This window comes from Bacillus sp. AY18-3 (assembly GCF_008042305.1).
In the GTDB taxonomy this organism is placed as follows: domain Bacteria; phylum Bacillota; class Bacilli; order Bacillales; family Bacillaceae_G; genus Bacillus_A; species Bacillus_A wiedmannii.
Map to the genome: position 1 here is coordinate 45,342 of NZ_QKQR01000030.1, position 14,060 is coordinate 59,401.

General features: G+C 33.9%; 17 protein-coding genes. 4 read left to right on the forward strand and 13 right to left on the reverse strand.

The genetic code is table 11. From position 1 onward, the window contains the following. Positions 1–35: 35 nt before the first annotated feature. Together DM800_RS22850 and DM800_RS22855 are read right to left on the reverse strand one after the other, a co-directional pair. Positions 36–872, reverse strand: coding sequence for an ABC transporter permease (locus tag DM800_RS22850; RefSeq protein WP_000095064.1), 837 nt, complete (start codon positions 870–872; stop codon positions 36–38). Further along, positions 865–2,070 carry a quaternary amine ABC transporter ATP-binding protein gene (locus DM800_RS22855; protein WP_147787645.1) on the reverse strand — a complete coding sequence of 402 codons (1,206 nt, stop codon included), beginning with the start codon at positions 2,068–2,070 and terminating at the stop codon, positions 865–867. The genes DM800_RS22850 and DM800_RS22855 overlap by 8 nt, the downstream gene beginning before the upstream one ends. Before the next feature lie 171 nt (positions 2,071–2,241). Between DM800_RS22855 and DM800_RS22860 the strand changes: the two genes are divergently transcribed. Continuing rightward, a complete protein-coding gene (locus DM800_RS22860) occupies positions 2,242–3,099 on the forward strand; it encodes a glycine betaine ABC transporter substrate-binding protein (protein ID WP_048547352.1) in 858 nt (285 codons plus the stop codon). 44 nt (positions 3,100–3,143) lie between these two features. Here the strand turns inward: DM800_RS22860 and clpP are convergent, their stop codons facing one another. Next, positions 3,144–3,725, reverse strand: coding sequence for an ATP-dependent Clp endopeptidase proteolytic subunit ClpP (clpP, locus tag DM800_RS22865; protein WP_000991621.1), 582 nt, complete (start codon positions 3,723–3,725; stop codon positions 3,144–3,146). A 21-nt stretch (positions 3,726–3,746) separates the two neighbouring features. Continuing rightward, positions 3,747–4,433: an RNA polymerase subunit sigma-70 gene (locus DM800_RS22870; protein WP_147787646.1), complete on the reverse strand. Its 687-nt coding sequence runs from the start codon at positions 4,431–4,433 to the stop codon at positions 3,747–3,749. A 143-nt stretch (positions 4,434–4,576) separates the two neighbouring features. On the opposite strand from DM800_RS22870, the gene DM800_RS22875 reads away from it, so the two are divergent. From DM800_RS22875 to DM800_RS22885, 3 genes are all read left to right on the forward strand, one after another. Continuing rightward, complete coding sequence (locus DM800_RS22875) at positions 4,577–4,897, forward strand: 2Fe-2S iron-sulfur cluster-binding protein (protein WP_001125375.1); 321 nt, start codon at positions 4,577–4,579, stop codon at positions 4,895–4,897. 4 nt (positions 4,898–4,901) lie between these two features. Further along, positions 4,902–5,564, forward strand: coding sequence for a ribose-5-phosphate isomerase RpiA (gene rpiA, locus DM800_RS22880; RefSeq protein WP_088063930.1), 663 nt, complete (start codon positions 4,902–4,904; stop codon positions 5,562–5,564). 514 nt (positions 5,565–6,078) lie between these two features. Then, positions 6,079–6,513, forward strand: a complete 435-nt coding sequence (locus DM800_RS22885; RefSeq protein WP_060486723.1) for a GNAT family N-acetyltransferase — start codon at positions 6,079–6,081, stop codon at positions 6,511–6,513. 117 nt (positions 6,514–6,630) lie between these two features. On the opposite strand, the gene DM800_RS22890 is transcribed toward DM800_RS22885, so the two are convergent. The 9 genes from DM800_RS22890 to DM800_RS22930 all read right to left on the reverse strand — a co-directional run bounded on the left by DM800_RS22890 (position 6,631) and on the right by DM800_RS22930 (position 13,872). Next, on the reverse strand, positions 6,631–7,998 hold the full coding sequence (locus DM800_RS22890; protein ID WP_088063682.1) for a lytic polysaccharide monooxygenase: 1,368 nt from the start codon (positions 7,996–7,998) through the stop codon (positions 6,631–6,633). 357 nt (positions 7,999–8,355) lie between these two features. Next, complete coding sequence (locus DM800_RS22895; protein WP_147787647.1) at positions 8,356–9,549, reverse strand: macrolide family glycosyltransferase; 1,194 nt, start codon at positions 9,547–9,549, stop codon at positions 8,356–8,358. Between the two features lie 69 nt (positions 9,550–9,618). After that, a complete protein-coding gene (locus DM800_RS22900; protein WP_147787800.1) occupies positions 9,619–10,263 on the reverse strand; it encodes a formylglycine-generating enzyme family protein in 645 nt (214 codons plus the stop codon). Positions 10,264–10,328: 65 nt separating this feature from the next. Continuing rightward, complete coding sequence (locus tag DM800_RS22905; RefSeq protein WP_147787648.1) at positions 10,329–10,847, reverse strand: DNA topology modulation protein; 519 nt, start codon at positions 10,845–10,847, stop codon at positions 10,329–10,331. Positions 10,848–10,868: 21 nt separating this feature from the next. Further along, complete coding sequence (locus DM800_RS22910; RefSeq protein ID WP_147787649.1) at positions 10,869–11,255, reverse strand: ribosomal maturation YjgA family protein; 387 nt, start codon at positions 11,253–11,255, stop codon at positions 10,869–10,871. A 65-nt stretch (positions 11,256–11,320) separates the two neighbouring features. Next, positions 11,321–12,028 (reverse strand): class I SAM-dependent methyltransferase, encoded by a 708-nt coding sequence (locus tag DM800_RS22915; RefSeq protein WP_137015553.1) that lies wholly within the window; start codon positions 12,026–12,028, stop codon positions 11,321–11,323. A 21-nt stretch (positions 12,029–12,049) separates the two neighbouring features. Continuing rightward, positions 12,050–12,403 (reverse strand): MmcQ/YjbR family DNA-binding protein, encoded by a 354-nt coding sequence (locus tag DM800_RS22920; RefSeq protein ID WP_088063687.1) that lies wholly within the window; start codon positions 12,401–12,403, stop codon positions 12,050–12,052. A gap of 15 nt (positions 12,404–12,418) precedes the next feature. Next, positions 12,419–12,823, reverse strand: coding sequence for a GNAT family N-acetyltransferase (locus DM800_RS22925; protein ID WP_147787650.1), 405 nt, complete (start codon positions 12,821–12,823; stop codon positions 12,419–12,421). Between the two features lie 242 nt (positions 12,824–13,065). Beyond that, positions 13,066–13,872: a GH25 family lysozyme gene (locus DM800_RS22930; protein WP_147787651.1), complete on the reverse strand. Its 807-nt coding sequence runs from the start codon at positions 13,870–13,872 to the stop codon at positions 13,066–13,068. Between the last annotated feature and the right edge of the window lie 188 nt (positions 13,873–14,060).

Genomic DNA, 14,060 nt, shown 5'->3' on the forward strand with positions numbered 1-14,060 from the left:
AAAACACACTTTGTATAATAAAGTGTGTTTTTTTGTTATCTTCTTTTTTGATGAAATCCTTGTGTGATGCGGTCTAATATAATCGCAATGACAACAATAGCTAGTCCGGCTTCAAATCCCATTCCAATATTAACTTGTGTTACAGAACGGTATACATCAACTCCAAGACCTGGTGCTCCTACAAGAGATGCTGTTACTACCATCGATAAAGAAAGCATTATACTTTGGTTCACACCAGCCATGATTGTTCCAGTTGCGAGTGGTAATTGTACTTTAAATAATTTTTGTGATGCGGTAGAGCCAAATGCATTCGCTGCTTCAATTAAATCTTCTGGAACTTGTCTAATTCCTAAGTCAGTAAAACGAATTGTCGGTGGCATTGCAAAGATTACGGATGCGATAATCCCAGGCACTACACCTACTCCGAAAAATGTAATTGCAGGAATAAGATATACGAAAGCCGGCATTGTTTGCATAAAGTCTAATGTCGGTTTTAAAAATTTTGAGAATCGTTCATTTTGAGAAGCTAAAATTCCGATTGGGATTCCTACAATAATTGAAATAATAACAGACGTAAGTACAAGTGCTAATGTTTGCATCGTCTGTGCCCAGTAGTTAATATTTAAAATAAATAATAAACCGATCAGTGTAAAAATAATTAAAGATACCTTTCTCGTTGTGTACCAAATGAGGAAACAAAGGATAATAATCATCAATATGGCCGGTATTATTGTTAAAAAATTAGTGAGTAAATCAACGAATCCACCGATAATATAAGAGAATCCTCGGAATAAGCCTTCAAGATGCTCATATAAACTTGCAACAAATGAATCGACCCATTCCCCTAATGGAATACGTGGTATACTACTCATCGTCTTTCACCTCTTCCTCAATATTACCTGCAAGAGCTTGAATGACACTTTCGCGTTTAATAATTCCTCTAAGCCTTTTCTTCTCATCAATTACTGGTAACGGATATTTCATCTCCGCCATTTTCGCATACGTTTCTTCAAGTAAAGTATCTAAATACACATGCGGGATATCGGTAAGTAATAAATCAGCAATTGTCCACTGTTTTTGAACGGCTTTACTCGCATCATCTGCCGTTAATATCCCTAAAAACTCATACTTTTTGTTAACAACATACACAGTAGAAACGCCAGCGTTCCTCATAATTTGAAGTGCTACACGCGGTCCACGATCAATTAATAAAGTCTCCGGTCGTTTTAATATAGATTCCGCCGTGATTACTTTTCCTAAATTTACATCCGCTACGAATTTCTCTACAAATTCATTGGCAGGACTCATCATAATTTCTTCCGGTGTTCCAATTTGGACAATCTCTCCATCTTTCATTAATGCGATACGATCTCCAATTCGAAGAGCTTCATCTAAATCATGTGTAATAAAAATAATTGTTTTCTCCATTTTATCTTGTAATTCTAACAGCTCATCTTGCATTTCTTTTCGAATCAGTGGGTCTAGTGCACTAAATGACTCATCCATTAACAATACATCTGGATTATTTGTTAATGCCCTTGCGATTCCAACACGTTGCTGCATACCGCCACTAAGTTGACTTGGATAATTATCTTTATGATGATCAAGTCCTACTAACTGTAGCGATTCTAACGCTTTATTCTCTCGTTCCTCTACTGGAACTCCTTGAATTTCTAACCCGTACGCAACATTTTGTATCACTGTACGATGTGGAAATAAAGCGAACTTTTGAAACACCATACTCATCTTCGTTCTTCTCACTCTTCGCAACTCTTCTTTTCCCATCGTTGCGATATCTTCACCATCTATGTATATATGCCCCGCTGTTGGTTTAATTAATTGGTTTAACATCCGAACTAACGTAGATTTCCCGCTACCAGACAAACCCATAATAACGAAAATCTCTCCAGTATATACTTCAAAGGTTGCCTTTTTTACACCAACGTTCATTCCTGTCTCTTTCAAAATTTCCGATTTGCTTTTTCCTTCTTTTAATAAAGACAGCGCTCTTTGCGGGTGTTTCCCAAATACTTTTGTTACGTTTTCAACACGCACCTTTGTATTATCCATGTCACTACTCCTTTTCTACCCATCTATTCATATAGTGTTGCGATTTTACAAAGAAATATTACATAAAAATGACATTCATAAGATTTCTTTAAAATTCGCGTTTCCGTTCATAATAAGAATGCTTACTTATACATTTATTTAAAAAGGCAAACATTTCTTAGGAGGGTTTCGATGAAAAAGAAAATATGGCTTATATGCCTTGCATTATTTATTACTATGATATTCTCTTCATGTAATGCAACAAATGCAAATTCGAAAGGAAAAATTAAACTTGGTGTAACAAGTTGGAAAGAAAACATTGCAACGGCAAACATGTGGAAAGTTTTATTAGAACAAAAAGGTTACAAAGTTGAGCTCATGTACTTAGAAAAAGCTGCAATTTGGACTGGCGTTGCTCGCGGTGATGTTGATGCTAATTTAGAAGTATGGCTACCTGTTACGGATAAACCGCTAAATGCTCGTTATAAAGATGATATAGTCTTAAAATCAAAATGGTATGAAGGTACTGGACTTGGCCTTGTCGTCCCTTCTTATATGAAAAACATTAACAGTATTGAGGATTTAAATGCTCATAAAGATGAACTAGATAACAAAATTGTCGGTATCGAACCCGGTAGTAGTCTTATGAATTTAACAAATAAAGCGATGAAGGAATATGATATTAAACTAAAACTTGTCCAATCTTCTGAAGCTGCGATGATGAGTGAATTAAAGAAAGCATATACGAAAAAGAAACCAATCGCTGTTACGCTTTGGAATCCGCATTGGGGCTTTTCAGAATTTGACTTAAAATATTTAAAAGACCCTAAGAAAGTATATGGTGAAAAAGATGATATTTATTACTCTGTTCGTAAAGGTTTCGAAAAAGATTATCCAGATATCGTGAAATACTTTGACAAATGGAAAATGAACGATGAACAACTTGGTACATTAATGGTCATGTTAAATAAAACGAAAGACCCTGAAGAAGCGGCGCGCAAATGGATTGAAAAGAATCAAGCGCTAGTTGATGAATGGGTAAAAGATTAATAAAACAGGCTAGAGGATATGCTATTCCTCTAGCCTGTTTTATCTTATTTTTTCGTAACAACATCATCTACAATCCCATATTCTTTCGCTTCTTCAGCAGTCATAAAATAATCTCTTTCTGTATCATGTGCTACTCTTTCAATCGATTGCCCCGTTTTTTCTGCAATCATTTTATTAATATCACGCTTTAACTTTAGTATTCTTTTCGCTGTTATTTCAATTTCTGTTGCCTGGCCTTGCGCACCACCAAGTGGCTGATGAATCATAATTTCACTGTTAGGGAGCGCAAACCGTTTTCCTTTTGCACCTGATAATAATAACAATGCACCAAATGATGCTGCAAATCCCATGCATAGCGTTTGTACATCTGGTTTAATGAGATTCATCGTATCTAATATGGCAAAACCCGCTGTTGTTGAACCACCTGGGCTATTGATGTATAAATATATATCTTTCTCTGCATCTTCCGCTTCTAAAAATAATAATTGAGCTACGACACTACTCGCTACTTGATCATTTATTTCTGAACCGATAATAATAATACGATCTTTTAATAACCTTGAATATATATCATAGGAACGTTCTCCTAATTTCGTTTGTTCTACTACATATGGAATTGCATTCATTTTAAATCCCTCCAATAATTGTTATGCAACGCAAAGCATACAACTGTAGGAAGAAGGGTTTTTCGCATAAAACAATAAGACTGGCTGTATAGATGGTAACTTAGTAAAATCTATTGTCGGAAGGAGTTTCGTTAATAATTCTGGTCTATTCTCACGAATAGACGTTACTACAACTTCAATATCATCTGTGAATTCGACAATCTCTATCCCTTCTTCGCTTACAGTTTTCAGCCTATTTCTACTCCGAAATAAAGAGGCTTTTACTGCACCTTCTGATACGGAACATACTTTAGCAATATCAGCGATACTATATTGAAAAACATCTTTTAATAATAAAATTGTGGATTGTTGTACATTTAATGACGATAATACTTTCCCTACCATTTCATGCAAATCTGCAATGTTCTCTTGTGGGGCATCAAAAATAATTTGTTCCTTTATTTTTTCATGGACTGATTTTGATTTCATCTGGTCTATCCAGCGATTTCTAGCTATTTTATATACAAGCGTCATACAAATATCTTTATTACTATATTTTTGAAGAACTTTACAAACTGTTTCTTGAGCAAGATCTTCGCCGTCCCATTTGTTTTTCGTTAAAAATGTACAGTACCTTTTCAATTCTCCATATTGCTCAATTAAAAAGTTTATATTTGAATGATTCATATCGATATGATTCTTTAAAATATGAGTTACTTTTGTGCACAAAATAACCACTCCTTTTCAGCGCTTACTTAATTAACGATTAAACAAATAAAAAAGTTACGGGTCATATAAAAAAATTATGTTTATGTTCAATAATTCGCGGTCATAAATATGTTATGTACAATTTTACGTGAGGAGGAACAAATTTGCCAAAATTAACAATTGAAGGTGCGGGAACTTTTGATGTAAAAGAAGGCACAAAGTTAGTATTAGCGATCGAAGATAACGGTGTACACATTCTCCATCGCTGCGGTGGGAAAGCACGCTGCACAACTTGTAGAGTAGAAATTATAGCAGGTGAGTTTTGTGAAGCAAGTTCTAATGAAAAAAATGCAATTACGGAAAAAGGAATTGAAGATCACTTACGTTTATCATGCCAAATGCACGTACATAAAGATATAGTCGTTCGTCCTATACTTACAGTGGAAAATTCAGGTCTAGATGCAGGCCCACGTCCAGCAGAATAATATGCTGAATTTAAAACAGCTCGCTGGTGAATATGCTGCAAACTTTGTAAAATATGGGATGAAAGTTGGACTTGGCACAGGTTCTACTGTATATTGGACGATACAAAAATTAGGTGAGCGTGTAAAAGAAGGCTTAGCATTTCAAGCTGTACCAACGTCAAAAGAAACGGAAGTATTAGCTAAACAACTAAATATCTCTCTAATTTCGTTAAACGACGTACAAAGCCTTGATCTTACAATTGATGGAGCGGATGAAATTGATGCTAATTTACAACTTATAAAAGGTGGTGGTGGCGCATTACTTCGCGAGAAAATTGTTGCCACTTCCTCCAAAGAACTAATTATTATTGCTGACGAATCGAAACTTGTAACACATTTAGGTACTTTCCCAGTACCTGTTGAAATTATACCTTTTTCATGGAAACAAACCGAAAGGAAAATTCAATCTTTAGGTTGTCAAACAACGTTACGTTTAAAAAATAACGAAACGTTTATTACCGATAACAAAAACATGATTATCGATTGTATATTCCCTCATAACATATCTAATCCAGCCAATTTACACACGCAATTAAAAATGATTACAGGTGTAGTTGAAACAGGGTTGTTTGTTAATATGACTAGCAAGGCGATTATTGGAACTGAAAACGGAATAGAGGAATTATAAATCCGCTTTATTCCGTGTAGTTAAAAAGGATGAGGTGCTTCCTCATCCTTTTTTCATGTCATTAGTAACGAATCTAATTGTATGAATTACAAACATTATAATAAAAATTACTGTAACAATTAACGGAAAGTAAAAATCATTAGATGTTGTTTTACGGCTATATATAATGAACCAAAATATAAGTATACCAGGTAACATTACTACACCACTAACAAAATTGAGGGTAATTTTATTTATTTTGCTTTTTAACAGAATATGAATAATGAAATTAGAAAGGAAAATAAGAAATAATGTAGTTATTAATAATGACATTATACAACCTCTCCTTTTCCATATTGATTGCAGGCGTTAGTTCATAATATATTCTTTTTGACGTCAGAAACTCAAAATCATTTATTTTATGAAAAATTTAACTTCCATCTTTTTTATTGTTCAAGCACAAAAAATAAAATAATGTTGAAGTATGATATACTATGAAAACAAAAGAACATCACTCTAGAAAGGGCTGAACAATTTGCACTCCAAAATCATAACAGAACTTACAGATTTAGAAACTGCCTTTCATATTCGAAAAGAAGTATTTGTAAAAGAACAAAATGTCCCTCTTGAAGATGAATTCGATACATTCGATAAAATTGGTGAGAAATGCAAACATATTTTAGTTTATTATAACGATCTTCCTGTAGGTACAGGTCGTATACGATTTGTTGACGGTGCAGGAAAATTAGAACGCATCTGTATTTTAAAAGACTATCGTAAATACGGATTAGGAAAAGTAATAATCAAAGCGCTAGAAGAAATTGCTCGTGACAAAGAAGCAACAAAAGTAAAACTACACGGTCAAACACAAGCTGAAGGATTTTATAAAAAATTAGATTATCAAACTTCTTCTGATGTATTTATTGAAGATGGTATTCCGCACGTTATTATGACGAAAGTACTATCATAATAAAAAGGGTAGTATATGAATTTATATACTACCCTTTTTTATAAATAGAAAAGTGAATTCTCAAGATTTTCTTTTGCATCAAAGCCCATCATCTCTTAGTTCATATCTAGGTAAAGCTTACACTGTTTTCCATAATGATAAGGCATAAATCCAGTTTGGATCCCCATTTCCTTGATAACTCTGGACAGCTTCATATACTTTTCCCTCGTGTAGAACTCTATCTCCCTTTTCATATGCTTTCTTTGCATTCCACTCTTCATATGAAGCGCTTTCAGTTTTTGTAGTAATTGTGAATATATCACTCTGTACAGATTCATTTCCAGCTACATCAACAGCTTTCACTACATATTTATAAGTAGTATTAGGAAGTAAATTTTTATCCATATAAGAAGTCGTATTGGATGTTGCAATTTTTTTCAATGATCCTTCTGTTTCTCTATAAATATCGTAATGGTCTACACCAATATTATCGTCAGAGGGACTCCACATTAGATCCACACTTGACGCTGTCGTTCCCATACTATGTAATCCTTTTGGTTGTGTTGGTACTTCTGTATCAGGCGCCTCAACTGTTGTTTTTACTGTAAGCGCTGCACTTTCTTTCGATACATTTCCAGCTGAGTCAATTGCTTTTACAGTATAAGAGTATTCTGTACTTGGTTGTAATTTTTTATCAATAAAATGAGTTCCTGGTACTGTATCAATCATCTCTCCGTTACGGAAGATTTGATACCCTTTTACCCCTACATTATCCGTAGAAGCGTTCCACGTTAGTTCTATACTATTCGCTGTTACGTTTTGTGTCTGAATTCCATTTGGACTACTTGGAGCTTCTATGTCCGGTTTCACATCATTAATAAGATTAACATCAATTACATTATAAAATGCATTTGCTGTATCAGCTACATCCCATACTGCTAAAATCACATGATATCCACTACGATCAGTAGGCACATTGATTTTGTGAGTTAAATGATTTGAGGCTGCAGAACCATCATGTTGTACAGTTCCAATTGGTTCTAAATCTGCTCTTGTGAGCGCTTTATTTGGGTTCCATTCTTTTTTTGTAATATAGTAATGCCATTTACTTGTTAAGTGAGGCGCTGTATATTTCCAAGTAAAAGTATTTTCCCCGCCTGTGATTGTATTTTTAAACCAACGATCAGCTGTTTGTTGATCTAAAACACCACCAAATTTACCACCTGCAGAAGCGATTTGGCCATCAACTGGGCCAGCTTGCGGGAACCCTTTTGGAGCTTCCAAACTTTGTGGTTCATACATAACACTTCCACAGTTTGCATTTAGTGCACCATAGGTTGGACTACATAAAGCAGATCGGCTGCTAGGCTTTTCAACAAAACCGTGCGCGTATGCGTTTTGAGGAATAAGTGTCGTGCCAATAATTCCAGCTGTTAATGCAACAGCTCCTAGACTTTTTTTGTTCATTTTCATGTTTTGTAGTTGTTTTAATAATCGATTATTCATGTTCCTGTCCCCTTCTTGTTATACTTTGTAGTGTAATGTGGGCTTCGATGTAAAAGAATAACAAGAGACAATTTTGTATCGATGTATGTGTTAATTATGCATACACCGCAGTGAAAATATATTTCATTTCTTGTGAAATATTTCACTTGATGAATATATCATGACATAAAAATCATCAAAGTATGTGCAGAAGTTGTGCAGAAATGATGAAAGCATTAGTAACACGTAAAACTATGGTCCGAATTTATAAAACAGGATATTTAACCTTTCAAAACAACGAATTCTCCGCTTCATATAAAAGAAGAGTGTCTATACCATTTCATATAGACACTCTTCTCATGTATAATCTTACATTTATTACTGGCCTATAAATGTAAAAATCTCATCAGCAGCTTTCTTATAGCCACCAGATTTTCGGAAAGACTCCTTCAAATTCAATGCAGCTTCTTTATATGATGGATTATTTAATACAAATTCTACACTTTCACGTAGTTGTTCCACAGTTAATTCATTTATAGATAACTTAATCCCAGCTCCTAGATTCTCTACTTGCTTTGCGATTACTGGCTGATCTGCACTTTGCGGGATTACAATGAGTGGAATCCCGTTATTTAATCCTTCATGTGTACTGTTCATTCCGCCATGTGTAATAAACAACTTTGTATATGCAAGTAGTTTAGTTTGTGGTACATAGTTTTTTACAATGAAGTTTTTAGGAATGTTACCTAAATCACTTATTTTTGTTTTATTACCAATAGACATAACAATAGTATGATCACTATTCTCGAACGCCTTCATACAAAGTTTATAAAAATCAAGCGCTTCATTAAAAACAGTGCCTAGTGAAATGTAAATCGGGCTTTTTTCTTCAATTGTAGTAAAATCAAACTCTTTATCTTTTACTTGTGCAGGGATGGATGGACCTACAAATTTAAATGTTTCATTAAACATATCTCCAAAAGGTTGGAACTCTTTTATTGTATACACAATAGTATGTGGCGCTGGATTACAGAAAACTTCATATGGTGAGTTTATTTCAACACTATATTTTTCCGCAATCCCCTTAGTTAATCTTTCAAAATCATTATGTATCCTATCCTGAACTTCCATTGGGATACTTTTAGACAAGTAATCCAACATTTGTTCAAATGATTTTTCATTCTGTGCAAAAGATGTACAAGAATTTATTGCTGGAAGATTTAGAATTTGAGCAATTAAACGGCCACAGCCAAACATTGAATCATGAATGATGTAATCAAACTGTTCCCCTTCAATTTGTTCAAAAACATTTGGTATAATAACATCTGTCGTATGTAAAAGACCATTTATTCTCTCTGGTAAATAATTTCGACCACCGGAAAGAAAAGCATTTATAAATTTTTGATCGTCAATTGTTCGTACAGTAGCACCCGTCTTCTCAATAAGCTCTCTAAAAGATTCTATTGAAAAATAAACTACCTCTTCCCCGCGTGAGACTAATTCTTCTACAACTTGCAATGTAGGATTTATATGTCCTTCTGATCCAGTATTAATGAATAAAACACGTGCCACTTAAAACACTCCTTCATTAAAATCTTTTCTATGTTGTCATTAGTATTACAGGTATTTTGTCTTATTCTTCTAAATGGACCTAGCAAGCCTAAATCCAAGGTCATCTATATGAAATGTAGGATGGCTACGGCGACGACAAGTCGCACCGCAACCTCTAGCTGCTTCAGCCCAGCTACCGCCGCGGAAAATTCGGTATGATCCGTACACTTGTTCATCATATAAATCATAGCACCATTCCCAAACGTTTCCTAACATATCGTAAAGTCCCCATGCATTCGGTTCTTTTTTTCCGACCTCATGAATATGTCCACTAGAATTTTCATTGTACCAAGCAATCTCTTTCAGTTCTCCATATATGTATCCGGTAGTTCCTGCCTTACACGCATATTGCCACTCTGCTTCAAAAGGTAATCGGTACCCATTTGAATCTAAATTACAACTAACAATTTGACCACCATCATTAATAGAATAATATTCTTTTAATCCCGCTTTTTTTGAAAGTAAATTACAAAATATAATGGCATCATTCCATGAAATATTTACAACTGGTTTGTTACTATTTTCATTACCATTTAGTGCACGATTCATAATAGCATAATATAATTCCGCTGTTACAACATACTTTGCAAGAAGAAACGGTTTAACTTGAACTTGCCATTGTTTTTTTATTCGATCATCTCTTAATTCTACTTTTCCTGCTGGAATTTTCACCATATTAGAATCAACCGGGCTAATGAATCTATTCAATCCTATCCCCCCATGTTACTTCTTTTTATAGTCTAACTATCTATGGTATCGTATTTCTCTAAAAATAGTCTTACTTCATTTGAAGATTTTAAAATAATAACCTCTTTTTCCTTACTCAATTGATTTAGCCTTTTTAAAATTGAGGGTCGTTTCGTTTTAGGATATTGCCATATCCATTTAAAAAATTGCAAATCAAACCTTTCTTCACATCCAGCACCCATATCCGGTCTTGTTTTATTCCGATATTGTACAACCCTTTTAAAAGCACGATAAACACATATTGTTCTATTAATATCAAGAAAGATAATTGTATCAGCAGCGTTAATTCTTATGTCCATTGTCCCGCCATAATTCCCATCAATAATCCACTCATCTTCTTTAACTAATTCATTTTGAACCTTTCTTTGCTCCTCTTTCGGTACACCTTCCCAATTCGGTTTCCAAAATAACGCATCAAGATGATGTACTTTAATATTTAATTTATTACCTAACTGCCTTGCTAATGTAGATTTTCCTGAACCACCAGAACCTATTAATATTATTTTTTTCATACATACCCCTTTTTAAATCTATTATTTCTTCTGTAACATAAACTCACAAAACATTCCAATCCCAACACCAATTGTATAAGTAACTAAATCACTCCACAAAAATCCGTAACCTAATACGAGGCCACCTAAAGTCGTTGCACGAATGCTATCTATCCATTCAGCATGATACAATTGGCTTACTTCAATCCCGTAGCAAAACAGTAAACTTATAAAAGCCAATTTCTTCGTTTCTATTTTAGGAAATAAAAAACCGAGCCCTGTAAAAATCATGAGTGCCCATAAAGCATCGCCTAAGTACGCGTTTAATAGATGAGGTAACGCAAAAGCTAACTTTCTTGAGCTAAGACCTAAAATAATTATAACTATAGTAAATAGCGCATATAATAATCTATTTCGTTTCTTATTCATCTCAAAATCTCCTAATATGTAATTAAAAACTGTAAATAGGTAGTAAAATATAATTATTTTACTACCTATTTTTTAATGGCTTTCATAATAAGAAAATGTGGATTTGTATTTAGATAATGATATGATGTTTCATTTACTTCTCTCATTTTTTCAACCGGCCTCGGTTCCACCATTTTATCTAACACAAAATAATTTGTTGTTTCATTAATTATGTCTTGGAGTGATCTTCTAAAAAAGCTAACTTCTATTGTAATATTTGGTTTAACCCAAGTATCTACTAATAATTGTTTTTCGAAATAATTTTCACTAGTAAACTTTGTAAAATCCATAAAAGGATGATGAATGGAGTATATAAATTCGCCACCTGGCTTCAATACTCGATGAAACTCCTGAAATACTTTATCCCAATTTTCTAAGTAATGAAGCGTTAACGAACTTACAATAACATCAAAAGTATTATCTTCAGATGGTAATACTTCTTGCAAATCATGACAAAGAAACGTTGCTTTATTACCCGTACTTTCCTTTGCAGCTTTTACCATTTCAGAACTTACGTCAATTGCAGTAACATTTGCTCCCCTTTCTACAAATTGAGTAGTATACCATCCAGCTGCACATCCAGCATCTAATATACTCTTCCCTTCTAAATTCTTTGGAATCATCTCCATCATCGCTGGTCTTTCATAATAACTGTTATATGGATTTGCCAAGTCTAGATTTTCTTTATATGTACTCGCTAATTTGTCATATGTATCTTTGATCGTGTCTTTCATTACTTCCACCCCTTATACATATTAATCTAATAACTCTTGCTGCTTTTTCTTTGAAAATGATTGTAGAACTAAATCATATGACCAATCAATCATCTTATTAATTTGCTCTTGCTCTACATCTTTATGTATATACACTGTATTCCAATGTTTTTTATTCATATGATACCCGGGAATGATTGCTTCTGGATACTCTTCTCTTAATCTTAATGCAAGTTCTGGATCACATTTTAATGTAATCGCAGCTTTTTCTCCTTCTTCATGGTTTATTATCGCAAATATTTTATTATTAAGCCTCATACATGTTGCATTCCAACCATCAGGAGAATCTTCAGTCGCTTTTCTTTTTGATAAACAATATGTTCTTGTTGCATTCATTTTCCTTTGCACCTCTTATTCTTTCACTATTTGATTACGATGCATTACAATTTGTTTCGTCGCTTGAAATTGGTGTTCACCATAAAACTTTATTAACTTCTCTCCACAAAATAGACTAACAATATGAACATGAGATATTTCTTGAAATAACATTGTAAGCATCTTCTCCCCAATCCCTTTATTTCTTACAATCTCATGCACAACAACATCTTCTATGTACGCTCGAAAAACACCATCAGAAACAACTCTAGCAAATCCGATTAATTCATTTTCTTCCCATACTCCAATTGCTATACTATGCTTTAACATTTTTTGAATATCGATTTCTTTTCTTTCTGGCCACCAACCGACAGAGTCATAAAGTTTTTTTATTTTGCCTACGCAGATTGGTTGTTCATGTTGCAATTTATACGTGTACATTTTCTTTCTCCCATCAAATTACTCATTATATTTATTTTGTCTTACTTTACTTCCTTCAATATAAGCTATTGAATCCAACCGGTTATGAAACCCATTGTAAAATTAATTTATAATATAGATATCACATTTGCAATATAAACAGTCCCTCTCTCATTCTTTCCTATTTCTTCTATATTAAAAATAGCACATACTATATTAAGTTGACTAATGATAAAAGCCGCCCAATAGGACGACTTTTATCTTCATTTAACTTCATACCACCAACCTTTTCGATCAAGCCAACCTTTCATACCGTTTAATTGCGCATCACTCGTTGGATCCGAAATAAAATACGTTAAGCCATCCGATTGTAAAATGAAGGTAGCAGTCATTTTAACTGATGTTAAAGCTTTCATAGCTTCAGGAGCCTCATATGGTGAAAAAGCACCTGATTGAATGATGTTTTGTTTAGAAACTTGTGCTTGTACATTCTCTTGTTTTGGTACTGATTCAGTAAACCAGAAAAGTGGTTTATTTCCTATTAATTGATTTAAATCACATTTGCCGATACCTGGTACATTACCTGTCTCGGTGTATTGCCAAATATCACAAGGATATGCTGGTTTATTGCCCCCATATCGGGGAATCCATACAAAATCACTTTGTACGTTCGCCATTGCGAAAGGCTCATATACATGATGGCCAACATATAAACCAACTTTTTTAGCACCTAGTCTGCGTAATTCATCGATAAAAGCTTGTGTACCTGCTCTCATGTCATCCATTGTTTTCACTTCTACATCAGCCGCCCAAACTGTAGCGGTCTTATCACCACGATTCCAAAAATCTTGCGCTTCCTTCTTCGCATCAGCAATTGAAATAAATCGGCAAAATGCATAGTTACCAAACGGAATATTTCTAGTTTTCATTGCTTGGACATAATTTTTATATAAAGGATCTACATAATTTGATCCATCTTGTACCCTAGCGATTACGAAATCTAATTGCGGAGCAGCTAAATCCCAGATAATGTTACCGTTCCATTTTGAAATATCTACAATGTAACCCATTGCTTAACACCTCCTTCATCATTATTATATTCAGAGCTCGTCTTATTGCTCTTCTGCTCTTAAAAATTCAACAGCATTTGTTAGAAAAAAACCTATACGACAAGTGTCTTCTACAAAGACAGTAACTCATTTCCAATAAAAAATAAAATCATAGCTATACGAATCGTACTATTTGTCCCCATAATTGC

Coding starts and splice junctions, on each gene's coding strand:
- DM800_RS22850 (WP_000095064.1), bottom strand. CDS start 872: ATGAGTAGTATACCACGTATTCCATTAGGGGAATGGGTCGATTCATTT.
- DM800_RS22855 (WP_147787645.1), bottom strand. CDS start 2,070: ATGGATAATACAAAGGTGCGTGTTGAAAACGTAACAAAAGTATTTGGG.
- DM800_RS22860 (WP_048547352.1), top strand. CDS start 2,242: ATGAAAAAGAAAATATGGCTTATATGCCTTGCATTATTTATTACTATG.
- clpP (WP_000991621.1), bottom strand. CDS start 3,725: ATGAATGCAATTCCATATGTAGTAGAACAAACGAAATTAGGAGAACGT.
- DM800_RS22890 (WP_088063682.1), bottom strand. CDS start 7,998: ATGAATAATCGATTATTAAAACAACTACAAAACATGAAAATGAACAAA.
- DM800_RS22900 (WP_147787800.1), bottom strand. CDS start 10,263: ATGGTGAAAATTCCAGCAGGAAAAGTAGAATTAAGAGATGATCGAATA.
- DM800_RS22905 (WP_147787648.1), bottom strand. CDS start 10,847: ATGAAAAAAATAATATTAATAGGTTCTGGTGGTTCAGGAAAATCTACA.
- DM800_RS22910 (WP_147787649.1), bottom strand. CDS start 11,255: ATGAATAAGAAACGAAATAGATTATTATATGCGCTATTTACTATAGTT.
- DM800_RS22915 (WP_137015553.1), bottom strand. CDS start 12,028: ATGAAAGACACGATCAAAGATACATATGACAAATTAGCGAGTACATAT.
- DM800_RS22920 (WP_088063687.1), bottom strand. CDS start 12,403: ATGAATGCAACAAGAACATATTGTTTATCAAAAAGAAAAGCGACTGAA.
- DM800_RS22925 (WP_147787650.1), bottom strand. CDS start 12,823: ATGTACACGTATAAATTGCAACATGAACAACCAATCTGCGTAGGCAAA.
- DM800_RS22930 (WP_147787651.1), bottom strand. CDS start 13,872: ATGGGTTACATTGTAGATATTTCAAAATGGAACGGTAACATTATCTGG.